The 25,009-nt window shown below is 54.9% G+C and carries 28 protein-coding genes, 1 pseudogene and 1 riboswitch; of the genes and pseudogenes, 4 read left to right on the top strand and 25 right to left on the bottom strand.

What is annotated here, in order from left to right; translation table 11 throughout:
* Positions 1-16: 16 nt before the first annotated feature.
* From NYE74_RS18770 to NYE74_RS18755, 4 genes are read right to left on the bottom strand one after another with little or no spacing between them, the layout of a single operon-like run.
* Positions 17-418 (bottom strand): NUDIX hydrolase, encoded by a 402-nt coding sequence (locus NYE74_RS18770; RefSeq protein WP_341005104.1) that lies wholly within the window; start codon positions 416-418, stop codon positions 17-19.
* Positions 419-451: 33 nt separating this feature from the next.
* Entirely contained in the window at positions 452-943 is a 492-nt protein-coding gene (locus NYE74_RS18765) for a DMT family transporter (protein ID WP_341005103.1), read from the bottom strand.
* A gap of 13 nt (positions 944-956) precedes the next feature.
* The gene (locus NYE74_RS18760; protein ID WP_341005101.1) at positions 957-1,655 is read right to left on the bottom strand and encodes a Crp/Fnr family transcriptional regulator; all 699 of its coding nucleotides are present in this window, start codon (positions 1,653-1,655) and stop codon (positions 957-959) included.
* 27 nt (positions 1,656-1,682) lie between these two features.
* The gene (locus tag NYE74_RS18755; protein ID WP_036622754.1) at positions 1,683-2,108 is read right to left on the bottom strand and encodes a DMT family transporter; all 426 of its coding nucleotides are present in this window, start codon (positions 2,106-2,108) and stop codon (positions 1,683-1,685) included.
* Positions 2,109-2,282: 174 nt separating this feature from the next.
* On the opposite strand from NYE74_RS18755, the gene NYE74_RS18750 reads away from it, so the two are divergent.
* Positions 2,283-2,843 carry a GNAT family N-acetyltransferase gene (locus tag NYE74_RS18750; RefSeq protein WP_341005099.1) on the top strand — a complete coding sequence of 187 codons (561 nt, stop codon included), beginning with the start codon at positions 2,283-2,285 and terminating at the stop codon, positions 2,841-2,843.
* 76 nt (positions 2,844-2,919) lie between these two features.
* On the opposite strand, the gene NYE74_RS18745 is transcribed toward NYE74_RS18750, so the two are convergent.
* Positions 2,920-3,345: a MarR family winged helix-turn-helix transcriptional regulator gene (locus tag NYE74_RS18745; RefSeq protein WP_240751804.1), complete on the bottom strand. Its 426-nt coding sequence runs from the start codon at positions 3,343-3,345 to the stop codon at positions 2,920-2,922.
* A 157-nt stretch (positions 3,346-3,502) separates the two neighbouring features.
* On the opposite strand from NYE74_RS18745, the gene NYE74_RS18740 reads away from it, so the two are divergent.
* The gene (locus NYE74_RS18740) at positions 3,503-4,981 is read left to right on the top strand and encodes an MFS transporter (protein ID WP_341005097.1); all 1,479 of its coding nucleotides are present in this window, start codon (positions 3,503-3,505) and stop codon (positions 4,979-4,981) included.
* A 223-nt stretch (positions 4,982-5,204) separates the two neighbouring features.
* On the top strand, positions 5,205-5,627 hold the full coding sequence (locus tag NYE74_RS18735) for a hypothetical protein (RefSeq protein WP_051985421.1): 423 nt from the start codon (positions 5,205-5,207) through the stop codon (positions 5,625-5,627).
* Positions 5,628-5,710: 83 nt separating this feature from the next.
* Here NYE74_RS18735 and NYE74_RS18730 read toward each other — a convergent pair whose 3' ends face one another.
* From NYE74_RS18730 to NYE74_RS18675, 12 genes and pseudogenes are all read right to left on the bottom strand, one after another.
* Complete coding sequence (locus tag NYE74_RS18730; protein ID WP_036622746.1) at positions 5,711-5,998, bottom strand: hypothetical protein; 288 nt, start codon at positions 5,996-5,998, stop codon at positions 5,711-5,713.
* 55 nt (positions 5,999-6,053) lie between these two features.
* Positions 6,054-6,743, bottom strand: coding sequence for a nucleotidyltransferase family protein (locus tag NYE74_RS18725; RefSeq protein WP_036622743.1), 690 nt, complete (start codon positions 6,741-6,743; stop codon positions 6,054-6,056).
* Entirely contained in the window at positions 6,736-7,977 is a 1,242-nt protein-coding gene (locus NYE74_RS18720) for an XdhC family protein (protein ID WP_036622741.1), read from the bottom strand. Before NYE74_RS18720 ends, NYE74_RS18725 begins: the two co-directional genes overlap by 8 nt.
* Positions 7,978-8,564: 587 nt before the next feature.
* Positions 8,565-9,350, bottom strand: a complete 786-nt coding sequence (locus NYE74_RS18715; protein ID WP_036622739.1) for a LamB/YcsF family protein — start codon at positions 9,348-9,350, stop codon at positions 8,565-8,567.
* 43 nt (positions 9,351-9,393) lie between these two features.
* Positions 9,394-10,404, bottom strand: a complete 1,011-nt coding sequence (locus tag NYE74_RS18710) for a 5-oxoprolinase subunit C family protein (protein ID WP_036622737.1) — start codon at positions 10,402-10,404, stop codon at positions 9,394-9,396.
* Positions 10,401-11,165, bottom strand: a complete 765-nt coding sequence (pxpB, locus tag NYE74_RS18705) for a 5-oxoprolinase subunit PxpB (protein WP_227872779.1) — start codon at positions 11,163-11,165, stop codon at positions 10,401-10,403. Before pxpB ends, NYE74_RS18710 begins: the two co-directional genes overlap by 4 nt.
* Before the next feature lie 477 nt (positions 11,166-11,642).
* Positions 11,643-12,362 carry a YebC/PmpR family DNA-binding transcriptional regulator gene (locus NYE74_RS18700; protein WP_036622735.1) on the bottom strand — a complete coding sequence of 240 codons (720 nt, stop codon included), beginning with the start codon at positions 12,360-12,362 and terminating at the stop codon, positions 11,643-11,645.
* A 153-nt stretch (positions 12,363-12,515) separates the two neighbouring features.
* Positions 12,516-12,743 carry a hypothetical protein gene (locus NYE74_RS18695; protein WP_082207763.1) on the bottom strand — a complete coding sequence of 76 codons (228 nt, stop codon included), beginning with the start codon at positions 12,741-12,743 and terminating at the stop codon, positions 12,516-12,518.
* Positions 12,744-12,897: 154 nt separating this feature from the next.
* Positions 12,898-14,454: an ABC-F family ATP-binding cassette domain-containing protein gene (locus NYE74_RS18690; protein WP_124332022.1), complete on the bottom strand. Its 1,557-nt coding sequence runs from the start codon at positions 14,452-14,454 to the stop codon at positions 12,898-12,900.
* Positions 14,455-14,601: 147 nt separating this feature from the next.
* The gene (locus NYE74_RS18685; RefSeq protein WP_036628095.1) at positions 14,602-15,582 is read right to left on the bottom strand and encodes an aldo/keto reductase; all 981 of its coding nucleotides are present in this window, start codon (positions 15,580-15,582) and stop codon (positions 14,602-14,604) included.
* Positions 15,583-15,750: 168 nt separating this feature from the next.
* Positions 15,751-16,242, bottom strand: a pseudogene (locus NYE74_RS18680) (AraC family ligand binding domain-containing protein); the annotation flags it as partial.
* 125 nt (positions 16,243-16,367) lie between these two features.
* A complete protein-coding gene (locus NYE74_RS18675; RefSeq protein ID WP_036622731.1) occupies positions 16,368-16,931 on the bottom strand; it encodes a spore coat protein in 564 nt (187 codons plus the stop codon).
* Between the two features lie 176 nt (positions 16,932-17,107).
* Between NYE74_RS18675 and NYE74_RS18670 the strand changes: the two genes are divergently transcribed.
* A complete protein-coding gene (locus NYE74_RS18670) occupies positions 17,108-17,593 on the top strand; it encodes a spore coat protein (protein ID WP_036622729.1) in 486 nt (161 codons plus the stop codon).
* 44 nt (positions 17,594-17,637) lie between these two features.
* Here NYE74_RS18670 and NYE74_RS18665 read toward each other — a convergent pair whose 3' ends face one another.
* The 8 genes from NYE74_RS18665 to NYE74_RS18630 form a co-directional block, all read right to left on the bottom strand.
* The gene (locus NYE74_RS18665) at positions 17,638-17,808 is read right to left on the bottom strand and encodes a hypothetical protein (RefSeq protein WP_155619422.1); all 171 of its coding nucleotides are present in this window, start codon (positions 17,806-17,808) and stop codon (positions 17,638-17,640) included.
* Positions 17,809-17,926: 118 nt separating this feature from the next.
* Positions 17,927-18,817: a phytanoyl-CoA dioxygenase family protein gene (locus tag NYE74_RS18660; protein ID WP_036622727.1), complete on the bottom strand. Its 891-nt coding sequence runs from the start codon at positions 18,815-18,817 to the stop codon at positions 17,927-17,929.
* 141 nt (positions 18,818-18,958) lie between these two features.
* A riboswitch (cyclic di-AMP (ydaO/yuaA leader) is annotated at positions 18,959-19,101 on the bottom strand.
* A 77-nt stretch (positions 19,102-19,178) separates the two neighbouring features.
* Complete coding sequence (locus NYE74_RS18655; protein ID WP_036622724.1) at positions 19,179-19,445, bottom strand: hypothetical protein; 267 nt, start codon at positions 19,443-19,445, stop codon at positions 19,179-19,181.
* Positions 19,446-20,243: 798 nt separating this feature from the next.
* Positions 20,244-21,803, bottom strand: coding sequence for an acyl-CoA synthetase (locus tag NYE74_RS18650; RefSeq protein ID WP_051985863.1), 1,560 nt, complete (start codon positions 21,801-21,803; stop codon positions 20,244-20,246).
* A 178-nt stretch (positions 21,804-21,981) separates the two neighbouring features.
* Positions 21,982-22,863 carry a transporter substrate-binding domain-containing protein gene (locus NYE74_RS18645; RefSeq protein ID WP_036622720.1) on the bottom strand — a complete coding sequence of 294 codons (882 nt, stop codon included), beginning with the start codon at positions 22,861-22,863 and terminating at the stop codon, positions 21,982-21,984.
* The gene (locus NYE74_RS18640) at positions 22,860-23,627 is read right to left on the bottom strand and encodes an amino acid ABC transporter ATP-binding protein (protein WP_036622718.1); all 768 of its coding nucleotides are present in this window, start codon (positions 23,625-23,627) and stop codon (positions 22,860-22,862) included. The genes NYE74_RS18645 and NYE74_RS18640 overlap by 4 nt, the downstream gene beginning before the upstream one ends.
* 29 nt (positions 23,628-23,656) lie before the next feature.
* Positions 23,657-24,325, bottom strand: coding sequence for an amino acid ABC transporter permease (locus tag NYE74_RS18635; RefSeq protein WP_036622715.1), 669 nt, complete (start codon positions 24,323-24,325; stop codon positions 23,657-23,659).
* On the bottom strand, positions 24,306-24,971 hold the full coding sequence (locus NYE74_RS18630) for an amino acid ABC transporter permease (protein ID WP_036622713.1): 666 nt from the start codon (positions 24,969-24,971) through the stop codon (positions 24,306-24,308). Before NYE74_RS18630 ends, NYE74_RS18635 begins: the two co-directional genes overlap by 20 nt.
* Positions 24,972-25,009 lie beyond the last annotated feature (38 nt).

Raw genomic sequence — 25,009 nt, 5'->3', positions numbered from 1 at the left:
CTCGCTAGGTCCTCCATCAAGCCAGCAAGTTCTTCTCATGCAGCTCGTCAAAAATGATCCGGCTGATCAGCGACGTCCGGTCCCGGTCGGCATAGCCGAGCCAGGCCAGTTCTCCGATTTCGGAGGCGGGCGCAAGGTCACCCGCGCAGTCGGCCGTATAACACGTCATCTTGACGAGCACCCCTTCCGGCTTGCCGTCGGCTTGAGCTTCAAACGCACCGTAATAGGCGATCGTTTCCGGCTTGATGCGTACGGACAGCTCCTCGCCGATTTCGCGCTGCAGCGTTTCGGCGTCGGTTTCGCCGGGCTCTCGCTTCCCTCCGGGAAAATAAAATAGCTCCTTCCCCTTGGAGCGGACGCTCAAAATCCGCCCGTCCCTGATACAAATCCAGGCGATTTTATCGATATTCTCCGGCATATTCTTTCCTCCTCGTTCTCTAATTGTAATTCTTTAGTTCAACGCTTCCCTCTTCGCCTTCTTGGCGGTGGCCGCCGCCTCGGACCTGCGCCGTTCACCCAGTTTATACACGAAGATCCCTCCGACGATGACCAATACGCCAATCAGCTGTTTCGGCGTAAACGAAACCTTCTGCAGCCCGAGCCATCCCATGGAATCGAACAACAAAGCAAATCCCAGCTCGGAGGTCATAACGATCGCCACGGCGTAGGTCGGCCCCAAACGCTTAACTCCCTGCACCATGCAGGTGACGACGCCCACGCCGATCAAGCCGCTGAAATAAAACCAAGTCTGCATATCGCGCAGCGCGAACATATTTTTCCCTTCGAGCAACAATCCGATCGCAAAAGAAGCGGCAAACCCGAGACCCAGCACGAGCGTGGTGGTCGTCCAGGTACCCGTATGCTCATTGACTTTGTTGTTAAAAATATTTTGTATACCGACCAGAGAACCCCCAATCAGCGCCAATAAAATCCCTAAAACCATCGTTTCCTCCCGATTATTCGTAAATATTCCGGTGCGTCAGCTTCTGCAGACCTTCCCTGTCCTTGACCAAAATGCCCTTCCGGCTCCGTTCGATCAGCCCGCGGGCGGCAAACTTCTGCAGCACCCGGTTCAGATGCCGGTAGCTGGTGCCGATCAGATTGGCCGCATCCGTCAGGTCCGCGGTGCTAAGCTCCCTCCTATAACCCGAGCCGGATTCGTCAAACGATACGGACAGCAAATAACTGGCAAGCCTGACCTCCACCGGATACAGCAGATTAAAGCTCAGCGAGCTAGACTTCATATAAAATTTGTTAGTGATGATGTCCAGCAAAAAACGCAGCAGCGGAGAATGATCGCCGCAGTATTTCCGCAGCCAGCGGTACTCCACTGCGATCATGTGCACCGGGGATACCGCCTCGACCGTGTTGATGATATCGCTGCCCCGGATATATTCCACGTCCCCGATCACTTCAAGCGGCGTCTTGAAGGAAATCACGAGCGTCCGCCCTTCCTCCGACGTGTTGTATATTTTGATTTTCCCTTTCACCAAAACATACATCACCCCGGAGGGCTCCCCTTGGGCGCAAATCAACTCGCCTTGGTCGAAAGTAAGCAGCGTCAGGTGCGGGATGAGCGGCTCCGTAAATACGTTATCCAGTTGATGCGTCTGCATATAGGCTTTAAGCTGCCCGCGATCTTCGATTTCTTTCAAGTTCCGATCCTCCCAAGCGCGGCCGGCCTACAATTTAAGAATCGCGACGCCGGCAATCATCAGCGCGATGCCGACAAACTGCGGCAGCCGCATTTTTTTCTTTTCGATGCCAAACCACCCGGTGCTGTCGATCAGGAAAGTCATGCACAGCTGAGCGATCAGCACGGCCGCGATCGAAAGCGTGACCCCGACATGCTGAATCGCCGTGACATTGGAGAAAATAATGATCGCCGCGAGCGCTCCGCCGCCGAGATATAACGGCTGCACGCGCCCCAACTGCTTCAGATTGCCGTCCCGGATAAACAGCCAGATGAGCCAGGCCGCGATAAAGCCGGTGAACTGCGTTAGCGCGGCCGCAGGCCAGGTGCCGATGCTCGAGCTGATCCGCGAATTCGCCACCCCTTGGAGTGTAATAAAGGCCCCCGCCAAAAACGCAAATAACAAGCCTTTCATGGTGTTCTCCCCTCTTCATAGTCTGTTCATATTAAAAGATAACACGGGACCTTTTGGAAAGGACATATGTCCTGAAGTTTGGAATCGGTGAAAATTTGCCGCAGCCACGCCGCTGTATTACTATTTAAAGACACGCTGCTTAACATTCATTCATCGCTTGAGGAGGCACCTTCATTGCAGCTAAAATTCGAAACAATTATGCATTGGGACGAAACCTGGTGGGAACGGCTCGGCCCGATTTACCGGGAAGCCTTCCCGCACGGAGCCAAACCGGAAAAAGTGCTGCGGAGCATGTTAAACAAGGGGATCGCCTGCATGCACGCAGGGACTCTGGACGGCGAAGCAGCCGCCATGGCGGTTGCCGGGTTTAGCGGCCCTGCGGAAAATAGACGGCTGATCCTGGATTATATGGCCATCCGCCGCGATTTGCGCGGAAAAGGGCTGGGCGCGGGCTTGTTCAAGCAAATCCGCGATTGGGCGGCCAGCGAAAGCCTAGTTAAGGCAATCATCATTGAAGCCGAGGCCGATGATACGGAGGAAAACCGCAGCCGCCTGAAATTTTGGGAGCGGTGCGGTTTTATCGCCACGTCTTATGTACACCAGTATATTTGGGTCCCCGAGCCCTACCGCGCTCTTTACCTTCCGCTGTCCGCCGGTTTTGCCGTCACGGATGACGGGCAATCCCTTTTTCGCGATATCACTTCGTTTCATCAAAAATCGTTCCGCGGACATTAAACCGTTGCTTTTTTTTGCATTTCGTTCCTATAAATAATATGGATTGAACCTAGGGAAAATAGATCCGACGGCAGCTTTAATCCGCCTGATAGCTGTCGTAGATCTTTTGCAGCAAGCTCGATAGCTGCTCCTTTTCCGCCTCCGTCAAGCAGCTTGTGAACCGGCGGTTGTGTTCCTCAAAAATCCGCCGCAGCGTCGGCTCGAAGTCTTTGGCCTTTTGGGTCGGATACAACCGGTAGGCACGGCGGTCGTGATCGTCGATCCGGCGGTAAACATAGCCCGCCTCCTCCAGCTGCTTTACGCAGCGGGCCGTGGTCGCTTTGTCGAACTTGGCTTCGCTTGTCAGTTGATCCTGATTGATCCCGGGGTTCGCCAAAATGGCCTTCAGGTAAGTGTGGTGCCCTCCGCCGCCGATGTCGTAAGGCTTCAGCAAGGCGGCCAGCTGCTTTTGGTTCATGCGCTGGATGTATGAGATCAACTTGCCGACGAAAAACTTCTCCATCCCTTTCACCTCTTTGCGAGCGGTCTGTTTTACGAAAATTTTACTAAAAATCTGTTGCATGTGCAACTAAATCGGAGTAAACTAAAACCAGCAAAACAGTTGCGGACGCAACAAAATGCAATCTTTGGGTATACCGAACAAGAGAGGTGTAGTTTGTATGAAAACGGAAAGTATGGGCGCTCCGGTATCCTATCAGGAGGATCCGCAAATCCAAAAGCGGCGCTGGCTTATTCTCGTCGTGCTGAATCTGTTTACGTTTATGTCGACGCTCGACGGCAGCATCGTTAACATCGCCCTCCCCGTTATTTCTAAGCAGCTTGATCTGCAGGTTGCCGAGGCCGAATGGGTGGTCACCGCCTACTTAATGATGATCTGCGCGGCGATTCTTTTTTTCGGCAAGCTGGGGGACATCGTCGGAAAAATCAAAGTTTTCAAGTGGGGCATGATTATCTTTACCGTGGGTTCGCTGCTTTGCGGGTTCAGCTCTTCATTGACGATGCTGGTCGGCTCGCGGTTGATCCAAGCGTTGGGGGCGTCGATGACGATGGCCAACAACCAGGGCATTATCACGGATATTTTTCCGGCTACGGAACGGGGGCGGGCGTTGGGGCTGATCGGCACGTTCGTATCTTTGGGCAGCATCGCCGGACCAAGCTTGGGCGGCGTCATCGTGTCCGCGCTCGGTTGGGAATATATTTTCTGGGTCAACATTCCGGTAGGGCTCATCGCCATCGTGATCGGCTGGAGAACGCTGCCTGCGGACCGCACCAAGCTGGGGGTAAAAATCGACAAAGCCGGCAGCCTGCTGTTCCCTTTATTTATTCTCGCCTTGTTCTCCGGCTTGCTGCTGGGACAGCAGATCGGCTACCGCGACCCGCGTATTATCGCCGCCCTGATCATTGCGGCCGTGGTGTTTATCGTTTTTCTCTGGATCGAAACGCGCAAGACCGAACCGATGCTGCAGCTGTCGCTGTTTAAAAATCCGCTGTTCAGCCTAAGCATCCTGTGCGGATTTCTCGTTTTTGTCGCCAATTTTTGTTTTAATATTATCGCACCTTTTTATACACAGAGCATTTTGAACCTTTCCCCATCGCATGCCGGGCTGCTGATGATGTTGTTCCCGATCGTGATGGTGATCGTCGCTCCGCTCAGCGGCGCGCTGTCGGACAAAATCGGTTCCGAGCTGCTCACCTTCGCCGGCCTGATCGTGATGGTCATCGCCCAGGTTGGCCTCGCCGGTCTTCACGGGAGCAGCCCTATTTTCCTGGTCGGCGTATGGATCGGGATGCTCGGTCTTGGAAGCGGCTTGTTCCAATCGCCCAACAATTCGCTGGTGATGTCCAAGGTGCCGAGAACGCAGCTGGGGATCGCCGGCAGCATCAACTCGCTTGTGCGCAACGTCGGCATGGTGGTCGGGATTACCGTCGCCACCACGACCTTGTTTGGCGTCATGAGCAGCCTCGCCGGCCAGCGGTGTACGGGACTGGTGCCGGGGCGCCCCGATCTGTTCCTCTCCGGCATGCACGTCGTCTTTATGACCTCGGCGACCATCTGCCTGGTGGCCGCGGTGCTGACGGGCTGGCGTCTATGGTCGGCCAAACGCGCCGTTCGCGGCGAACAGCTGCGTTCGCAGTAGGCCTTCGCTAACAACTTTCCATGATGATAAACGGCTTCCTATCGGCAAGCAGCCGGAGGCGGCCTTTTTTTTGCGGGCTAAAGCGGCTAAAAACTTGCGGGAATGATCCACGCCTACCTGCTTGGCTTACCAAATTGAGTCAACTGAACCGCTACCTTTATCCAAACGAGCGTCGTTTAGCAACATAAAATAAAAGCAGAAAACCAAAGGAGATGATAGTCCTATGGCAAGAACATTACTGGATTACAATGCATCGGTAGTTTCGCCCGCAACCAATGTCGGTCCGGCGATCCCGATCCCTATTTCACCGGCCGGTGTCCAAATCGCCGCCGTCTCGGTGTTCATTGATCCGGCAAACCCCGCTTCATTTAACAACCGGGTGGAACTGAAAGCCACGGTCGGCGTCGAGGCGTTAGCCGATACCCCGAATATTTTGGTGCGGATTTGGAGGGCGGGTACGGAAATATTTTACGGGCTCGTGGAATTGGAAGATCTCTTTAACGATTGGGGCCTGATCACCGTGAATATGGTAGAGCAAGCTCCGCTCGGTACGCAAAACTACCAGTTAATCGTGGAAAATCAAGACAACAATGCCGCGGCAAGAGTTGTAGGTCCGATCGTTTTTACAGCTACGGCCATCGGGTAATCGCTTCTCGTGCCAACAAAAACAGAAGATCGCCCCATTCAGGCCAGAAAGGCGCTGGAAGCGGCGATCTTCTGTTTTTGTGTTTACGTCCATTCCACCCGGGTCAAAAGCTGGTGTTTCAGCAGCGCCAAAATAAAGTCCGTGTAAAAATCCTTGCGAACAACCACCTTGTATTGCTGCTCCCGACCTTCATTCATGTAGAACAAAACATCCGTGTAGACGTCGTTTTCCTCGAACTGCTTCTGCACGTCCCGCATTTTTGCCAGCACAGGCTCCTTCTGCAGGAAGGTAATCTCAAACTCCACATCGGCATCGCCCGCCGTTTCGCGGATCTCGAGACGCTCGGGATCAAACCGGTATGTGAGCTCCATCTTACATCACTCCTAACATGGATTGACCTAAGAATAACGTCTCTCTCCCGGCAAATCAAGTTTTGGAAAAAGCATTCCGCACATAACTTCGATAGTCCTCCGGCGTGTCGATATCACCCGGCGCCGGACCGGGGACAGCGGAATATACAATGCGATCGTTAAATTTGCGCAGAAGGTCTTTGGCGCCCACGTCGCCGTTCAGCGCGGTCAGTTCGGCAAACAGCGGGGCGGCAAACAGCACCGGATGGGCCGGACGATCCTCATAACGGGCCTGAACGATCCATGCTCTGGTTTCCCGGAACGTACCGGTCACCCGGCGGATCGAATCGGGCTTTATTTCCGGCTGATCGCCAAGCAGCACCAGGATGGCCTGCATTGAATGGCGCGCCGACAGCTGCCGCACGCCGGCGGCCAGCGATGCGCCGAGCCCCCGTGCTGAAGCATCCGTTTCAAGCCATTCGGTAACCTCCGCCAAATCCGGTCGAACATCGGCCGCTCCCGCTGTCATCATGCCCCCGGCTCCCGCCCGCAGCACCGGCCGGACCTCCAGGTGCTTCCGCTTGACCGGGCCGTTTGCGGCGGCGATAACCGCCACCCGGCAGCTGCCGGAAGACAACGCCTGATATACCGTTTGCTTAAGCACATTGCCTTGGGGCGCCGGAAGCAGCAGCTTGGGCCGGCCCATCCGCGCCGACGCCCCGCCGGCGAGAATCAACGCCCAGACGGCGTTTGCCCAGTCAGACATGGCAAGTAGTCTCCGAAGTTTGGCAGAGATCCCGCGGCGCAAGGCACGCTTCGGCAACCTGCGCGGCCGAGGATGCCGCGCGCAGCCCTTTACGGTTGCGTAGAAATCCCCCGGGCTTGCCGTTTCGGCAGGCCAACATTTCCGCAAGGATGCTCATGGCGATCTCCTGTGGCGTAGCCGCCCCGATATCCAGGCCAACGGGGGAATACAGCTTATCCAAGAGGCTGCGGTCTATGCCGCTGCGCTGCGCTTCACCCTGCTCCGTCTCCTGCTCCGTTCCCTGCTCCCCGGCTTCGCCAAGGCTTCCGTCTGCTTCATCTGCCTTATGCGGATGTTCCCGCCCGGGCCCCATATGCTCCAATATTCTTTCCAGCCGGTATCTCGAGCCGACGAGCCCCAGATAAGCCACCTCCGGCGTAAGCATCTTTCGCACCGCTTCGCGGTCCAAGTCGAGATTGTGCGACATGACCACCACGAATTTGCCTTTGACGTCCACTTGGTCAAAGGCAAGGCGCGGAATGATCAGCAGTTCGTCCGCCTCCGGGAACCGGCTTTTGCCCGCTTTTTCAGTCGCATGGTAGGCGACGGTGACGCGCCACTGCAGCATTTTCGCCATGCTGCAGAGCACGCGGGCATCGTCGCCGGCGCCGACGATGACCAGCTCCGGGCGCGGTGCGATGCGTTCGACCAGCAGCTCCAGCCGGGAGCTGCCGCGTACGTCTCGCACCAGCCCGGCCGTCCGGCCGCCGTCAAGCCGGCCGGCGTACGCCCCGCTGGGGCTAACCCCGCGCGTGCCCGGCGGAACGGCGACGGGATCGGAGGAAACGATCACCGTCACCGCCTCGTAGGGCTCCCGCGTTTCCGCACGCCCCAGCAGGTCGGATAAAATCCGGTCCGCCGCCTCGGGAGCGCGCACCGGATCAAACGGCTCCAGCCAAACGGTGATCGCACCGTTGCAGCCGAGCCCAAGCCCCCAAACGCCGTCGCCTTTGACCCGGAAGTCGTAGAACAGCTTTAGCGGCTCGCCGGAACGCAGCACCTCCGCGGCGTGCCCGCGCAAATCCTCCTCGATGCAGCCGCCGCTGAGGATACCCGTCACTTCCCCATCCTCGTGGATAAGGCAGCGCGCCCCTTCGCGGCGGTAAGCGGAGCCGTCCACCTCGATCACCGCAGCCACGGCGCAGCGCCGTCCTTCCGTCCGGCAAGCGAGCAGCGAGCGGGTTATCTCCTCCATACTCAGGTCATCTCCATCCGTGTCAATTCGGCAGGTTCTATCGTTTCGGCCGCGTCGGCCGCGATTTTATCGCCGTTAAACAGTACGCGGTCTTTGGCCAAAATATGCCGGGGCCTTGAATGGCCGCCCGGATTTTTTCAATATGATAGCGTATAAAATTTCCGGCGGATTAAAGGACGAAGTGCGGGTGTAGAGGTGACAGGAGAAGCGGAACCTGAAGAAGCGGGGAAACGGGGAGCTAAGGGACTCCTAAGGCTCTATCCGCAAAAAAATGGAGGTTTGCCAAATGTAACGGACCGAGATGACGTTATTTCCCTCGAATCGGCCGGGTGAGCTCGTTTAGAAGCAAAAAGTCATTTGGGTCCGTTAGAGCAGTGTCCATAGGTTTAGACTACCACAGTTTAGAAGGTGCCGAAAACTCAGTGCTTTTGCGCATGAAAGAAGGGGAAGAGTCGGTTCTAACCTTGAAATAAGTTCCATAACAATCTGACTCTAACTGCGGGATTAAGCCCCAAACGCATCCCTCCCGCGCATCCAACGCATGGGATTGCACGGAACAAAGGACCTCGCCGCCGGCGAGGTTCTTCTCACCCCTGCTCGCTTCGTCCGAGCGTCACACCGATCGGCTGAACGACGATCCCCGCTTTCGTGAGAGAGCTGCGGATTTTGCCGGCAAATTCCACGGCATGCGCGCCGTCGCCATGAATGCATATCGTATCGGCCCGGATCGGCACGTCCACGTTCTGCCGGGACATTACTTTGCCTTCAGCCACCATGCGAATCACCTGGTTGACCGATTTTTGCTCATCGGTAATCAAAGCATCAGGCTGTCTGCGGGGCGTCAGTGAACCGTCGGACTGGTAAGTACGGTCGGAGAACACCTCGCTTGCAGTGCGCAGCCCCGCTTTTTGCCCGGCTTGAATCAATTCGCTTCCGGCCAGGCCGAACAAAATCAGCTCGGGATCGACTTTGTAAACCGCCTCGGCGATCGCTTCAGCCAGCCCGGCATTGCGGGCCGCCATATTGTATAGGGCCCCGTGCGGCTTCACATGCTGCAGCTTTGCGCCTTCCGCACGCACGAATCCCCACAAAGCGCCGATTTGGTACACGACCATGTCGCAAGCTTCCTGAGGGGAAATATTCATCTCCCGGCGGCCGAAGCCGGCAAGATCCGGCAGTCCCGGATGGGCGCCGAGCGCAGCTCCGCTTTCCAAGGCCAGCTTTACGGTTTGGTGCATCATCGACGGATCCCCGGCGTGAAAACCGCAGGCGATATTGGCGGAGGTCACATACTTCAGCACCTTGCTGTCACTGCCGATTTTATAAGCGCCAAAACTTTCTCCCATGTCGCAATTCAAGTCCACCACGCTCATGGTTCATTCGCCTCTCTTTCGATAGGTTGTTCAACGATTCGGTTTACTTCTGCTGCTGCAAAAGGTCGAGTCCCCGGCGCAAAGTAAGGACGGCTTTTTCGCGTTCGACGAGCTGCCGCTGCGCTTCTCTTAAGCTGATTATCTGGAAACTCACCTTCCCGCCCAAATTCACTTGGGCGAGCAGCGGCAAATCCGCGGAAGCCACCTGGGCGATTTTCGGATACCCTCCGGACGTCTGGCGGTCGGCCATCAGCACGATCGGATGGCCATCAGGCGGCACCTGTACCGTTCCCATCGTAACGGCCGAGGAGACCATCTCCTCGTTTTTCTCCAGCTTGAGCTCGGGCCCCTTGAAACGGTATCCCATCCGGTCGGACTGCGGCAACACCTCAAACGGTTCGCTTACGAATAACGTTTTGCTCTCTTCCCGGAACAAATCGTATTGCTCTCCCGCGATCACCCGGACCGTCGGATTCGGCTCGTAGGGAGGAATAAGATCGGCGGAAATCGACCAGCGGCTGACGGCGCCCGCGCTATTCTCCGCCTTCCGGGCCAGCAAGGCCAGCAAATTCAGGCTCCGCATGCACATGTTCCCGACCGGAAGCCTGTCGCCTTTGGCCAGCGCTCGCCCGCCATATCCCCCAATACCGGCCCGCAAATAGGTGGAGCGGCTGTTCATTTGCACCGGCACCTCCAATCCGCCGCCGACGGCCAAGTAAGCTCTGCAGCCTTGCTTCATGGGCCCGAAGGTGAGTACGGAACCTTTGGGGGCCAGAACGGTCCGCCAGCCCGGAAACGATACTCCGTTTAGCTTGGGCGACAAATCCCCGCCGCAAATCGAGATTAACGCCGTTTGCTCGAACAGGATCTCCGGGCCCATCATCGTAATCTCGAGCCCGGCTGCCCCCTCCTCATTGCCAACGAGCAGATTCGCGATGCGCAAGGCGAAGGCATCCATCGCTCCGCTGACGATGACGCCGTATTTTTGCGTGCCGTATCGGCCCAAATCCTGCACTGTCGTCAGCAGGCCGGGTTTATGGATCAAGAGGCTCACCTTGTAACCTCCTCCCAAGCGTCAAATTGCCCCCGGGATATCGGATAAAAGCGTACCGTATCGCCCGCCCCCAGCAAGGTTGGCGGCATTTGCCCCGGCCGGAACAGCTCGATCGGCGTTCTGCCGATGAGCTGCCAGCCGCCCGGCGTTTCGAGCGGATACACGCCGGTCTGATCCCCCGCAATGCCGACCGTACCCGCCGGAATCGACAGTCTCGGCGTCTGTCTCCGCGGTGTCGCTATACGTTCCGACATGCCTCCCAAATAGGCAAATCCGGGAGCGAAGCCAAGCATATAAACCAGGTAATCGGCCGAAGTATGTATCTCAATGACTTCTTCGGGCGTTAGACCGTGATGCTCCGCCACTTCGGTTAAATCCGGGCCCAATTCTCCGCCATAGCAAACCGGAATTTGAATCACTCTCGACGGCGGAAGGCCGGTGCCCTCAAGCTTTCGCAGCTCATCTCGAACGAAAGCGGCAGCGAGCTCGAACGGATAAACGACCTCCTCCTGTTCTCTAGTTCCGCCAAGCTCCGACAGCAGCCGCATGATGTCGTAATATAGAGTTACCGAAGTAAAGGCGGGAACGTACTCCACCATCCACCGGAACGGATTTTTTTCAAGATAATCGGCGAGTTGCCTGACTTTTTGATTCACCGCCGGATGAATCGCCTCTCCAAGCTTTACGACCAGAGCGGTATCTCCGAGCGGCACGATTTCGGTTTCCATTAAATGGCCGGCGCCCAAAGCCCCGTTGTTCATCATGTTCCTCCTAAAATCATATATCCGAATTGCGATATATCAATTCCGTTTTACGAAACTGCACCTGAAAAACCTCAGCGCAAAATATAAGGGCCAAAAAGGGCGTTATTCCGGCGTTCTCCCCTGTTCAAAGAGAAATAGAGGTAATTTATGTCCCTATTTGCTTGAATCGCTACCGAAATCCCCGCTTCTGGGCCATTCCTAGGAAAATAAGGACAAAAAATGGCGCTAATGGGGATGAACCTGCCTGGCTCCGGATAATAAGTATATAAAGTTCCGCTATTTTGAAGGCTGAAGGTTCGTCGACGGCGGGTCGCCGTTCCAGCAGCCGACTGTCAATTATTTTAGCGGAAAATGCAGCTCAAGAAAAGCAAACAGGCTGTCCAAGGTAATCCTCCTTGTCAGCCTGTTTCCATCCAAAGCACGCCACTTGAGACGCTCAACTCCCCGAGGTGTGCATCCTTCATCTTGTTTCGTTCAGTCTTCAAATTCGACATTATGATAGACTTGCTGGACATCTTCCAAATCTTCCAGCGCATCGATCAGCTTCTCGAATTGCGCTTCGGCCTCTTTCGGAAGCGTCACATAGTTTTGCGGCAGCATCGTCAGCTCGGCCACGGTAAACTCGGTGATCCCTGCGTTTTTGAACGCTTCCTGCACCGCGTGGAATTGATCCGGTTCGGCGTATACGATGACCGAATCATCCTCTTCTACGATATCGCGTACCTCGACATCGGCTTCCATCAGGATTTCGAACACTTCGTCGATCGTTTTTCCTTCCATGCCGATCACCGCGGTGGCGTCAAACATATAGGATACCGAACCGCTGACGCCCATATTCCCGCCGTTTTTGTTGAATGCGGAACGCACCTCCGGCGCCGTCCGGTTCACGTTGTTGGTCAACGTATCGACAATGACCATCGACCCGTTTGGTCCAAAGCCTTCGTAACGGAGCTCCTGATAGGTTTCCTCCGAGCTGCCTTTCGCTTTATCCAGAGCGCGGTCGATGATCGCTTTAGGCACATTGTAGGTTTTGGCCCGTTCCAGAACGACTTTCAAGGCGCGGTTCGATTCCGGATCCGGTTCGCCCTTCTTGGCGGCTACATAAATTTCAACCCCGAATTTTGCGTAAATCCGGCTTGTGTTGGCGTCTTTCGAAGCTTTTTTCTCCTTAATATTGTTCCATTTGCGGCCCATACTGTTCCCACTTTCTATGTTTAGTACCTATCTATTATAACCGATTTTTTTCAAGCTGTGGACTATTCTTGCAATCGCTGTTTTTGACTGGGGAACTCCATAAAAAACAACCCTACCTTAATACGCAGTAGGGCTGTTTAAGAAGGGAGAGCATTACCGCTTTCTTCTTTTCCGCCGCGGAGCCGTGGAACAAACCGCCGCCTTGGGCGCCTCACTAACGACATTGTATTTGACCAGATGCTCGTAAACGGGAACGCAATGACGTCGAGTCACTATGTTTATCGGATGGATGACTTGGACAAGCTGGGGGTCGTAGATATCTTGGACGATGACCTGCGTCGGCGCAACGATCGTTACGGGCGGGCAGCAATGGCAGCTCATTTATAGATTCACCTCACTATAGGTTTTTAGCTTCATTACGGTATATGAGGCTGCCCGCTTGTATGACTGTTCTTTCGCCCTTATTACAATAAAAACAGCCCGCCCTCTGTAAAAGAGCAAGCCGTTTCTACTGAATGCCGTTAGTGTCTTCCGCTTACAGCATCTTCGTCGTCCACGCTTCGCAGTTCCACGTTTCCGTCACAACGTCGCGGTAAAACTCCGGTTCGTGGGAAATGAGCAAAATGCTCCCCTTATACGCAATAAGCGCCCGCTTCAATTCATCCTTCGCGTCCACGTCCAAGTGGTTCGTCGGTTCGTCGAGCACCAGCAAATTCGTCTCGCGGTTAATCAGCTTGCACAGGCGGACTTTGGCTTTCTCCCCCCCGCTCAGCACGGCGATTTTGCTCTCGATATGCTTCGTCGTAAGGCCGCATTTGGCCAACGCGGCGCGCACCTCAAACTGCGTAAACGACGGGAACTCGTCCCAAATTTCCTCAATGCACGTGTTGTAGTTCGCTTCTTTCATCTCCTGCTCAAAATAACCGATTTCCAGGAGATCGCCGAGGTGCACGGACCCGGATAGCGCCGCAATCTGCCCGAGAATGCTGCGCAGCAGCGTCGTTTTCCCGATCCCGTTGGCCCCGACCAGGGCGATTTTCTGCCCGCGTTCCATGCGCAGGTTCAGCGGCTTCGAGAGCGGCGAATCATAGCCGATCACCAAATCCGCCGTTTCGAAGATCAGCTTCCCGGACGTTCTCGCATCCTTGAAATTAAACTGCGGCTTCGGCTTTTCCCTGGCCAGTTCGATGATCTCCATCTTGTCCAGCTTCTTTTGCCTGGACATCGCCATGTTCCGGGTCGCGACGCTCGCCTTGTTGCGGGCGACGAAATCCTTCAGGTCGGCGATTTCCTGCTGCTGGCGCTTATAGGCGGCCTCCAGCTGCTGTTTTTTAGCCTCATATACCTGCTGGAAATGATGGTAATCGCCGGCATAACGGGTCAGCTCTTGATTCTCCATATGATAGATCAAGTTAATGACGCTGTTCAAAAACGGAATGTCGTGCGAAATCAAAATAAACGCATTTTCGTATTCCTGCAGGTAGCGTTTGAGCCATTCGATATGCTGCTCGTCCAGATAGTTCGTCGGTTCGTCCAGCAGCAGAATGTCCGGCTTCTCCAACAGCAGCTTGGCCAGCAGCACTTTCGTCCGTTGCCCGCCGCTCAAATCGTTTACGTCCTTATCCAGCCCGATATCGGTCAACCCGAGTCCCCGCGCGGTCTCTTCGACTTTCGCGTCGATCATGTAGAAGTCCTGGTTCGTCAGCGTATCCTGAATCGTGCCGACCTCCTCCAGCAGCCGCTCAAGCTCCTCCGGCGACACCTCGCCCATTTTCGCATACATGTCGTTCATTTCCTGCTCCAAGTCGAACAGATACTGAAACGCCCCGCGCAGCACGTCGCGGATCGTCATGCCCTTGCTCAGCACCGCATGCTGATCCAAATAGCCGACGCGCGTCCGGCGCGCCCACTCGATTTTGCCTTCATCGGGCTGGAGCTTGCCCGTAATGATGTTCATGAAGGTGGATTTGCCTTCGCCGTTGGCCCCGATCAGGCCGATATGCTCGCCTTTCAGCAGCCGGAAGGACACATCGTTAAAAATAGCCCGGTCGCCAAACCCGTGGCTTAGCTTTTCTACATTCAATATGCTCATGAAACTACACCTTTCTCGCAAAAAGATACACTCGTCATATTATAAAGGTTAACCGGAGGACAACTCAATACGGCGGAATAAATTATTGCCCGCAAAAAAAGCACCTCCCCCGGACTGATCTTCAGGAGCGGTGCTTTTCGTTACAATCTAATAACCTAAAATCTCGTCGATTTGGCCCAGCTCTTCAGCGCTGAACGAGGTGTTTCGCAGCGCAAGAACCGCGTCTTCGATCTGGCTGACCTTGCTCGCGCCGATGAGCGCCGAGGTCACCTTGCCGCCCCGCAGCACCCAGGAGAGCGCCATTTGCGACAGCTTTTGCCCCCTTGCTGCGGCCAAATCGTTAAGCCGCTTCACCTGGCCGATCCGCTCCGCGGTCAAATCCTCCGCACGCAGGAATACGCTGGGCCCGGCCGCCCGGGAATCCGGCGCGATCCCGCCTAAGTAGCGGTCGGTCAGGATGCCTTTTTCCAACGGCGAAAAAACGATCGAACCGATCCCCTCTTCCTGCAAAACATCCTGCAGCCCCTCCTCGATCCAGCGGTTCATCATCGAATAGCTGGGCTGATGAATCACGCATGGCGTGCCGAGCTCTTTGAGGATTTTCGCTGCCGCGCGAGTTTCTTCCGGCCGATAATTGGACAGCCCGACATAAAGCGCTTTCCCTTGACGCACGACGAGGTCGAGCGCGGACATCGTTTCCTCCAACGGTGTATCCGGATCAGGGCGATGGTGGTAAAAAATATCGACAAATTCGAGGCCCATCCGTTTGAGACTCTGATCCAGACTGGAGACGAGATATTTTTTGGAGCCCCATTCCCCGTAAGGTCCCGGCCACATGTAGTAGCCCGCTTTGGTGGAGATGATCAATTCGTCACGGTAAGGGCGGAAGTCTTCCCTGAGCACCCTGCCGAACGTTTCCTCCGCCGACCCCGGCGGCGGGCCGTAGTTGTTGGCCAGATCAAAATGCGTAATGCCGAGGTCAAACGCCCGGCGCAGCATCGCCCGCCCGTTTTCCAAAACATCGATGCCGCCGAAATTATGCCATAATCCGAGGGATATGGCGGGCAGCTTCAAGCCGCTTCTGCCGGCGCGGTTATTAAAGATGGCCGACAAATATTTGCGGTCCAGCCCAACGACCGCCGCCAGCTGGCCGACGGAAATCTCCTCGCCGTAATGGCTGTGCAGAAAATCAAGGCAGCGGTGGATGTAAGCGTCTTTCGCCTGCGCTTGAACCGCCGCTTGACCCGGCGCGGAAGCCGGAGCCAGCTCCACCATGACCGAGAAAAACTCGTTCAGCAAGACCCGCAAACGCAAATCGCGGGTGGCCGCCTGCTCCTCGGCCTCGTTCAAAAGCTCGTACAGCTTCGGCATCAAACGGGTATCCATGGGGAACACCGGCTGCTCCGCGGTCACACGGGTTCGCGCCAGAATTTCTCCCGCCTGATCGCCGCAAAAGGCGATCCAGGAATAAACCCAGGGCCTTGCGGCGTCTGCCTGGTAAAAGACGACCCGCTCAGGATAAGCGATAAACGCCTGGCCCGCCGTCAGCGTCAGCGTCTCGCCGTCCTCCACGCGAACGCTCCCCTTTCCCTCATGGACAAAGTGGATCTTATAAACGTCCCGTACGCCCGGGCCGAACGAATGCTGGGGAGCGCAGGCTTCCTTGCCCCAATAGCATAAATACAGCTCCGGTGAATCGCGGAACGGACGGTCCGGGTTGTAATGAAAAATCGCGGCCAATAACAGCACCTTCTTTGCACTTGGCAGTGGAATTGAATGCGCCCGCATCCGCTGACATTGTACCACAAAAACAATGTTTCCAATTGCCGATCCCATGAAAAAAGAGCGGGTGCGCCAGGTCATTGGTTTCCTTGGTAACCGCTCTTTTTCTTTCGCTATGCTCCGCCGAGTTGCTAATGAACCGCCGCCGGCTCCTGCACTTTCTGATAAAAAGCGCCGAGCGTATTCATCGTCGACATCGGAGCCGCTTCTAACGGATAATAGCCTTTTTTTACCATCCATTGCCATACGTCATAAGCGTGGTGCGAGCACATGCAGAAGGCATGCTCCAGGAAGCTGCGGATGTCGGGATGGCTCATCTCCATGGCCGCCCAAGCGTACTCCCTGCCCGCCCGTTTCAAAGTCAGCAAATAAGCGGTGGCGATTTCCCGGTCGTTGAACTGCTGAATCGAGGTTCTCGGCGTGACCGGAACAGGCGACGCAGACGCCTCGGTAAAGGATTGCAGGACCGGCTGCAAATCCGGGATGGCCAGTTTCCCGCTGGCCCCTTCCGCCTTGCTTAAATACTCCACCTTCATGTTGTAGTCCTGAAAATGAAGCGGAAGATGTTTTTGCAGGATCGCCTTCAGTTCAGGGTCCTGCGCTTGGTTTAAGAAACACGCCATGTTCGTAATCGAGTTAACGCAGCTTAACGTTAGTTCATTCAAATCCTGTGCCTCGTGTGCGGCCAATTCCATGAGAACGTATCCTCCTTCGCTGTTTTTCGGTTGCTTGGTAAATCACTTTTAGAATGCGCCCCATCGTTTTCTATTATTGCCGGAAGCCGGAGTAAAATCGTCCCAGACAAGGACAAATACCCATAAGGTTCCGCTGCGCATATAATGAATCAATTCTAACTATGGAGTGTGAGATCGTGAATAACGAATGGAAACAGGAGCATCTGGCCTGGCATGAAACACTGGAGCTGCATGAGCTAGTCGCCTTTCAATCCGCCAATTTGGCGGCGTTCAAAAAGAAACTGCCGATGGTGATGGACCCGGAGTTAAAAGCGCTTTATGCAGAAACGATCAAAACCTTGGAGCACAATATCCGCGAACTGCTTAAATTTTATCCGCTGGCGCCTGGTATGGCCCGCAACGTTTCGCCCGATATGACCGGATTTGACGCGGCCAGCCTGCTTGGCTTCGCCAAAGCCTCCGTACGCAATTACGCGGCCTCCATTACGGAGACGGCTACTCCTCAATTAAAGGAAACATTCCAAAAACAATTGCTTGGCGCCATCGCCCTTCATACCAAAATATTTAACTTCATGCACCGACACGGCTACTATCCGGCGTACAATTTGGAAGAACTGCTGGCCCACGACGTGCAAATGGCCAATCAAGCGCTAAACATGTAGCTTGCGAAAAAACCCCGGAATTCCGGGGTTTTTCTGGCGGTGCGTCATTTCTTTTGTTCCTTTTCTTCAGGTTCATCGTATTTATTGATATGCCCGGTAATGGCTTCGACCGCTTCATTCACATTCGTGGTGGCCGGCACGGCCTTAACCTCGTCTTCGGTCTTATCGACAAAATTTTGATGATCCGCGCGTACGGCTTCAATTTTATTGCTCACCTAAAGGTCACTCCTTTCCCGGAAGGTTGGGGTTTGAATTTACTATGCGATATTTTGCGCTTCTTTATGTATAAAGCCGTCCCAACGCAAAGCCATTTTGCCGGGACGGCTTTTTTTCTTAAAATTCCGTGCGGGCCGCCATGTATTCGGGTCTCGGCTTCTTCCCGAAATAAGGCTCCGCCAGTTTGTTTGCTACGCTGTTATAGACCATAAAAATATTGCTGCGCGGGTACGGCGTAATGTTGCTGTTGGAGCCGTGCATCAAATTGCAGTCGAACAGCAGTACGGAGCCTGCCTTGCCGACCGGCGTTTCAATGCCGCAGCGCTTCGCCAGCTCGGTTAAGCTCGCCTGATCGGGCGCGATGAATTCCTTGGAGCAATCATCAGGCGCCTGGCCGACGCACGACACGAAGATTTGATGGGAACCGGGCATGACCATAAGCGGTCCGTTAAACGGATAATTGTCTTCCAGTGCGATCAAGCAGCTGAGCGCCCGCATCCGGGGCATCCCGTCCTCCACATGCCAGGTCTCAAAGTCCGAATGCCAGTAGAACTCTTTGCCGGTAAATGCCGGCTTGTAATTGATCCGCGACTGATGGATGTAGCTTGGTCCCCCCAAAACATGCTCGACGATCGCGAGCAGTCTCGGATGCCGGGACAACTCCTGAAAAACCGGGTGGGTCCGATGAATCGCAAAGATCGAATGCACTTCTTCCCCGCCGGGCTGGCGGATAATTTCATCGGATGAAAGGTTCCGGGATGCTTCCCGCAAGCGCTGCGCCTTCTCCTGATAGCCCTTTAATTCCGCTCCGCCAAAAAAGTTCTCCAGGAACAGATAACCGTTTTTGGCGTAAAAATCCGAATGCTCTTTGCTGATTCCGCTTTCCGCGTTCCACTCGCCATATACGATGGGATCCTGCCGCGGAAGCCATCTCGGCTCAGCATAAACCCGGGAAGGGTAAGCATCCGTCTTTGGATCAAAAATTACGGACGTTTCCAATTGATTCATTCCTCCTCATCCCCTCATAAGAAATATTTGTCCAAACCAAAAAGGACCGCCGCTTGGAGAAGACAAAGCTTACCCAGCAGGGTCCTTAAAACGGACAAAGGCCCTTATAAAAGGGCCTAATAAAATCTCTTAATGTCGCAATATAGACCCATCCACTGCTGACGAGGTTAGCTGACGGGCTCGGGTAAGATGGTACCCTACAATCATTGCTGAATGATTCGCCCCAAAAAAATGGTTCCCCCGTTTCCCGGCTCCTTAAGCCGGAAACTAAGCGTGAGTCTATAGTAAAGGCAATTCGCGTTCATGTCAACCCATGTTCTGTAACATTTTCGATTTCGCCATATACTCGCTGCCGCATTCGTTACCGCAGCCGGCTTTCCGCTTCAGCCAAATCGGCCTGATCCTCCTGCAAATCTTCCTTGGCGCGTTCCAGCGGTTCCGGGTTCATGCGCCCATCCGCCTGGGAAATGGCGTTCTCCGCTTTGTGAATGGCGTTATAGGCATTTTCCACCGTTTCTTCGCTCGGATGGGACTGTGCTTGCGTTACGGCCCGGTGCGCTTTTTTGACGGACTGCTGGGCGGATGAGATCGGGTTTTGCGATTGCATGCTGGAATAAGGATTTGCCATGTTTTAGCCTCCTCCAAAAAGATGATAAGATGCAGGTCCTTACTAATTTGAGGAAAAGGCCCGGACAATATGCGTTCGAACTTTTGCCAATCCCACACTCCTGCCGCTTAGGCCGCAGCGGAAACCAACTTTAAAGCAGATAGAGCATGGATTTAACAGCGATGGAACCCGGAGCTGGAAAAAGGAAGAGGGGAAATCGGCACGAAATCACTGGCGTTGAATTAACTTTTGCTCAAGCTTTCCCGTGAAAGCTATCCGAAATCTAAACGGTTGTAGCAGCGGCTATTTGCCGAAAAAAGACCTTATCTAAATTCTAACGGTTGCGAGCGCCGTTATTTGCCTGAATCTAAGGCAAAAATTACCGGATTTCAGCGAAATAAGCACCATGGCAACCGTTACAATTTGAAATCAATGGTATTGGAACAAATAGCGCTTGTGGCAACCGTTAGAGCATTGGTGTGCTCAGAAAATGTATCTTGCCAGACTTAAATGCAACGCTAGCGGCACGAAATGCAAAAGGGCATGCGATTTTCGTCGAAAATCCCCGAAACAGGCGGTTCAACTGCAAATATGCAGTTCATTTCTTATGATAAGCTACCTTTTTATCCTATAGCTGCAAATGAGATGTATTTTTGCACTTCAACCGCCCAAAAGCAGAAATTTGCAGAAATTCAAATGGGGCTTTTGCATTTGATCTCATCGAGCCGTCCTTCTTACCATGTAACGAATTCATGAAGTCGTCGGTGATTTTCCCCAATTACATCAAGGCCTTCTTGCCCTAGTTCGGAGTCCTCTTTTTTAAATGGAGCTTTTCACCTTCAAGGCTGCGCGCTCCTCCCGCTCCCGCAGCTCTACTCTGCGGATTTTGCCCGTATTCGTTTTTGGCAGTTCAGCGACAAATTCGATCTTCCGCGGATATTTATACGGGGCCGTCACCGCTTTGACATGAGCCTGAAGCTGCTTGACCAGTTGCGGCGAACCCGCCGCCCCTTCTTTCAGCACAACAAAAGCTTTGACGATATGCCCGCGAATTTCGTCGGGACTTGCCACGGCGGCGCATTCCTTGACGGCAGGATGCTTCATCAGCGCTTCTTCGACTTCAAACGGCCCGATCGTATATCCGGAACTGATGATGATATCGTCGCCGCGCCCCTCGAACCAGAAATAGCCTTCTTCGTCCATTCGCGCCCGGTCCCCGGTAATAAAATACTCACCGCGCACGTTTTGTTGCTTCCGCTCCGGCTCCAGGTAATAGTTTTTAAACAAAGCCGGCATGCTAACATGAACGGCAATATCCCCGACTTGTCCCGCCGGAAGCGGAGTTCCCCGCTCGTCGACCACCTCCGCCACGCCCGGGGAAACCGCTTTGCCCATCGATCCCTGCTTAAGCGGAGTATCCTTCAGATTGCCGATCAGCAGCGTGCTTTCGGTTTGCCCGTATCCGTCGCGAATGGTGATGTTCAATTCCTCTTGAAATTTCCGGATCACTTCATCGTTTAGCGGCTCCCCGGCGGAAACGGCGCTGCGCAGGCCGGATAGGTTATAACCGCCTAGCCCGTCCGTTTTCGACATGATCCGATATTCGGTCGGCGTGCAGCACATGACCTGAATGCCGTAATTCTCCAATAGCTGCAGGTAGCGATGCGGTTGGAACGTCCCCTGATATACGAAACCGGTCGCCCCATTCCCCAGCACCGACAGGAACGGGGTCCAAATCCATTTTTGCCAGCCCGGCGCGGCTGTGGCCCACACTGTATCGGCGCTTCGAATGTCCAGCCAGGCCGAGGTGATCCTGAGATGCGCGTAACCCCACCCATGGCTGTGCACGACGCCCTTCGGATTGCCGGTCGTTCCGGACGTATAAGCCAAAATGGCCATATCGTCGCGGTGAGTCCGCACCGCCTCAAAGGTGTCCGGCTGCCCGTCCATCAATGAATCGAGCATAACCCACCCGGCTGGAGCGGGGACGGTTTCGTTGCTTCCGGCAACCGCGATGCGAAATGCCCATGACGGCAGCTCCTCATCAATGTTGTCCGCCTCCCCGGTCGCATTGTGCCAGGCGATGACCGCCCGCGCCCCGGAGTGCCGAAGCCGGTAAGCCAAGTCCTTGGCCCGCAGCATCTCGGACGAAGGAATGATCGTCAGCCCCAGCTTCAAGCAGGCCACATAAATTACGTAAGCATTAATATGCCGCGGCATCATCACCAGCACGCGGTCCCCTTTGTTTAATCCGAGCCCGGACAATCCTCCGGCAAGCCGGTTCGCCCCGGCCAGCAGGTCTCCGTATGAAATTTCCTCATAATCGCCTTGCTCGCTTAACCATTTTAAAGCCGTTTTCCCCGGGTCGTGGTTCTCCATCTCCGATGTTATATTGTAAAATTCCGGCGCCAGCCACTGCTCATAGTTCAAGTTGATCTATCCCCTTTTAAACTGAAGTTGCCAGTTATTTCGATCAACTCATTATACCACATAATAGTACCAGGTTCTAAGACTGGACGTGAAAAAACCTGCAAAAAGGTTTGCAGGTTTAACCGGACTAAAGCTTGCCGCCCTCCGTGATGACCTCATTGGGATCGGTATCGGGCCCCAGCTCGTCTTTGACGTATTTGTTATACAGTTGGAGCAGGAACTGCTCCTTCCCCAGATTTTCCAGCTCGGTATTGACCCAATCCCTCAGCTCCGTGTTGCCTTTTTGGACAGCCGGAGCGATCGGCGCTTCTTTTTCCAGCTTTTCTTCGATCAGATGAAACCCCGGGTTATCCTTGGCCCAGCCGATTAAGATGAAATTGTCCTGAGCGTAGCCGTCGCCGCGTCCGTCTTTCAGCGCCTGCAAAGACTCGGTGTTTTTATCGTATTTGACCAGTTCGATATCCGGGCGGTTTTCCGTCAGAAAAATATCGGCGGTCGTTCCCTTGGTTACGATGATTTTCTTCCCCTTCAGGTCGTCCAGCGTTTGAATTCCGCTGTTGTCTGCGACGAGCACCTGGGTCGCCACTTTCATCGTCGGGTTGGTGAAGTCTACCTGCTCGGCCCGTTCGTCCGTGACCGTCATATTGGCGACGATCAGGTCCACCTTGCCGCTTTGCAAGTAAGGAATCCGGCTGGCCGGCTCGACCGTGACGAATTCAATTTTCGTTTCGTCGCCGAGCAAATCCTTGGCGAACCGTTTGGCCAAATCGTTGTCAAAACCGATGAAATTTCCTAGTTCGTCCGTAAACCCGAAAGGCGGCTTGTCGGAAAATACGCCGACGATCAGTTTGCCGCGGTCTTTAATGGCCTGAATGCCGCCGCCGGAAGCCTCCTTGGCTCCCGCCGAGCCGCCGGCCGCGCCGGAGGAATCGCCGCCGCAAGCGGTCAGCATCCCCGCAAGCAGCAATAAAGATAATACAGATAATGCCCGTTTCCATGAGTTTTTCATAGGTTTCCACTCCCTTTTCCGGTTTCGATGGCAAAAAACTGCCCCAAAAACTGCCTGGCCCGTTCGCTTCGCGGTCCCGCAAAAAATTCATCCGGCTTTGCGGTTTCGCGGATTTCCCCCTGATCCATAAACACGATCCGGTCCGCCACGGCGCGGGCAAAACCCATTTCGTGCGTGACGATCAGCATGGTCATCCCCCGTTTCGCCAAATCCAGCATCACCTCCAGCACCTCTTTGACCATTTCGGGATCCAGCGCGGCCGTAACCTCGTCAAACAACATGACCTGCGGGTGCATGATCAGCGCGCGCACAATCGCAATCCGCTGCTGCTGTCCGCCGGAGAGCTGGCGCGGATAGGCGTCCTTTTTGTCCGCCAGGCCTACCCTTTCCAGCAACTGCAGCGCTTCCGCCGCCGCTTCGGCTCTTGAGCGTTTTTGTACCTTCAGCGGTCCCAGCAAAATATTTTCCAGTACCGTCATATGGGGAAACAGATGATAGCTCTGAAACACCATGCCGATCTTTTGCCGGACCTGCTGCCAGATCGCCTTGCCCGCAGTAAGGTCCTCGCCCTGAAAGCGAATGCTCCCGCCCTGCACCGGTTCAAGACCGTTCAAACATCGCAGGAGGGTGCTTTTGCCGCAGCCGCTAGGTCCGAGAATAACGACGACTTCGCCTTGCGCCACTTCCAGGTCGATCCCGTTCAGAACCGGATGTTTGTCGAAAATTTTCACGACGCCCTCCAGGCTTAATAAGCTTTCGCCCATGTCCTGTCCCGCCTTTCCGTTAAGTTGAACTACTCCGCCCACTTCTTCTCCAGCCGCCGCGAATAGACGGACAGCGGATAACAAATCAGAAAATACAAGGCAAACAGCGCGCCGTAAATGATGATCGCCGCCAGGCCGTATTTGTAATTCCGTTCGATGATTTGCTGCCCCGATTTGATCATTTCCGTAACTCCGACCAGCACGGTCAGCGAACTGGTCATCACGATCCGGGTGAACACGTTGATGCTCGGAGGTATCATCCGGCGCACCGCCTGCGGGATCAGCACATATATGTACAGCTGGCGGGTATTAAGCCCGATCGCTTGGCCCGCTTCAAGCTGGCCTTTAGGCAGCGACTGCAGCGCGCCGCGCGCCACCTCGCCGATTTCCGTCATGCCCCAAAGCGACAAAACCAGCACGGCCGAAGCAAAAGCGGGAATGTCGATCCCGAAAAACAACGGCAGGCCGAAAAAAAAGAAAAACAGCCAGACCAGCACCGGTACGCTGCGAAACAGCTCGAGCACCGCACGCGTTGCAATCCGCAGCCACAGGCGCCGCGAAGTGCGGAGCGCTCCAAACCCGAGGCCGCAGACGATGCTGATCGCAATCGTATAAAGCGAAATTAAAACCGTTTTCCATACGCCGCGGCCCAGCTCCGGCAAACTGAAGACAAGCAGTTCAATTCCCGTACGCTCCATGCCGGTACCTCCTTTCGATCCAGCTCAGCCCGAAAGACAGCGGCAGAAAAATAAGCAAATAACAGAAGGTCATCATCAACAGCATTTCATACGTTTTATAGTACAAAGAGATATAGCTTGTCGTGGTGAACAGCAGCTCGGGCACCGCGATCGCGGAGACGATGGTCGTCTCCTTCAGCAGAAAGATGAAGTTGGCGAACAGCGACGGAATCGCGATGCGCAGCGCTTGCGGCAGCACGATGTGCCGGAACAGCTGCCGGCGGGACAGGCCGATGGCCAGCCCCGATTCCTCCTGATTTTTGTCCACCGCTTCCAGCCCCGAACGGAACACTTCCGTAAAATAACCGCCGCCCAGAAACGCCATGGCGATAAAGGCGACCGTCAGCCCGGGCAGCTTGATCCCGAGGGAAGGGAGGCCATAGTACAGAAAAAACAGCTGGATCAGCAGCGGCGTGTTGCGGGCAACTTCCACATGTGCGCGGACAAGCGTCCTAAGAACCGGCACCCTGAAATAGAGAATCATGGCGTAAAGCACGGCCACGGCCAGCGACAGCACGATGGCGATGACGCCGATCCGCAGGGTAAGGCCGGCCGCGCGGACGAAGTCCGGAATATGTTCAATCATAAAATCCGTATCGAGTTTCATGCTGCGTTTCCCCTCCCCCGTTATGCCGCCTGTATACC

Origin of the sequence: Paenibacillus sp. FSL P4-0127 (genome assembly GCF_038007325.1) — a bacterium.
In the GTDB taxonomy this organism is placed as follows: domain Bacteria; phylum Bacillota; class Bacilli; order Paenibacillales; family Paenibacillaceae; genus Fontibacillus; species Fontibacillus macerans.
The sequence above is the reverse complement of the archived record's forward strand: the minus strand, read 5'-3'. Positions and strand labels throughout refer to the sequence as shown.

Excerpts from the sequence above, each read along its gene's own strand:
- NYE74_RS18770 (WP_341005104.1), bottom strand. The coding sequence starts at position 418 with ATGCCGGAGAATATCGATAAAATCGCCTGGATTTGTATCAGGGACGGG.
- NYE74_RS18765 (WP_341005103.1), bottom strand. The coding sequence starts at position 943 with ATGGTTTTAGGGATTTTATTGGCGCTGATTGGGGGTTCTCTGGTCGGT.
- NYE74_RS18755 (WP_036622754.1), bottom strand. The coding sequence starts at position 2,108 with ATGAAAGGCTTGTTATTTGCGTTTTTGGCGGGGGCCTTTATTACACTC.
- NYE74_RS18745 (WP_240751804.1), bottom strand. The coding sequence starts at position 3,345 with ATGGAGAAGTTTTTCGTCGGCAAGTTGATCTCATACATCCAGCGCATG.
- NYE74_RS18740 (WP_341005097.1), top strand. The coding sequence starts at position 3,503 with ATGAAAACGGAAAGTATGGGCGCTCCGGTATCCTATCAGGAGGATCCG.
- NYE74_RS18735 (WP_051985421.1), top strand. The coding sequence starts at position 5,205 with ATGGCAAGAACATTACTGGATTACAATGCATCGGTAGTTTCGCCCGCA.
- NYE74_RS18730 (WP_036622746.1), bottom strand. The coding sequence starts at position 5,998 with ATGGAGCTCACATACCGGTTTGATCCCGAGCGTCTCGAGATCCGCGAA.
- NYE74_RS18725 (WP_036622743.1), bottom strand. The coding sequence starts at position 6,743 with ATGTCTGACTGGGCAAACGCCGTCTGGGCGTTGATTCTCGCCGGCGGG.
- NYE74_RS18720 (WP_036622741.1), bottom strand. The coding sequence starts at position 7,977 with ATGGAGGAGATAACCCGCTCGCTGCTCGCTTGCCGGACGGAAGGACGG.
- NYE74_RS18715 (WP_036622739.1), bottom strand. The coding sequence starts at position 9,350 with ATGAGCGTGGTGGACTTGAATTGCGACATGGGAGAAAGTTTTGGCGCT.
- pxpB (WP_227872779.1), bottom strand. The coding sequence starts at position 11,165 with ATGAACAACGGGGCTTTGGGCGCCGGCCATTTAATGGAAACCGAAATC.
- NYE74_RS18700 (WP_036622735.1), bottom strand. The coding sequence starts at position 12,362 with ATGGGCCGCAAATGGAACAATATTAAGGAGAAAAAAGCTTCGAAAGAC.
- NYE74_RS18695 (WP_082207763.1), bottom strand. The coding sequence starts at position 12,743 with ATGAGCTGCCATTGCTGCCCGCCCGTAACGATCGTTGCGCCGACGCAG.
- NYE74_RS18690 (WP_124332022.1), bottom strand. The coding sequence starts at position 14,454 with ATGAGCATATTGAATGTAGAAAAGCTAAGCCACGGGTTTGGCGACCGG.
- NYE74_RS18675 (WP_036622731.1), bottom strand. The coding sequence starts at position 16,931 with ATGGAATTGGCCGCACACGAGGCACAGGATTTGAATGAACTAACGTTA.
- NYE74_RS18660 (WP_036622727.1), bottom strand. The coding sequence starts at position 18,817 with ATGAATCAATTGGAAACGTCCGTAATTTTTGATCCAAAGACGGATGCT.
- NYE74_RS18655 (WP_036622724.1), bottom strand. The coding sequence starts at position 19,445 with ATGGCAAATCCTTATTCCAGCATGCAATCGCAAAACCCGATCTCATCC.
- NYE74_RS18650 (WP_051985863.1), bottom strand. The coding sequence starts at position 21,803 with ATGGAGAACCACGACCCGGGGAAAACGGCTTTAAAATGGTTAAGCGAG.
- NYE74_RS18645 (WP_036622720.1), bottom strand. The coding sequence starts at position 22,863 with ATGAAAAACTCATGGAAACGGGCATTATCTGTATTATCTTTATTGCTG.
- NYE74_RS18640 (WP_036622718.1), bottom strand. The coding sequence starts at position 23,627 with ATGGGCGAAAGCTTATTAAGCCTGGAGGGCGTCGTGAAAATTTTCGAC.
- NYE74_RS18635 (WP_036622715.1), bottom strand. The coding sequence starts at position 24,325 with ATGGAGCGTACGGGAATTGAACTGCTTGTCTTCAGTTTGCCGGAGCTG.
- NYE74_RS18630 (WP_036622713.1), bottom strand. The coding sequence starts at position 24,971 with ATGAAACTCGATACGGATTTTATGATTGAACATATTCCGGACTTCGTC.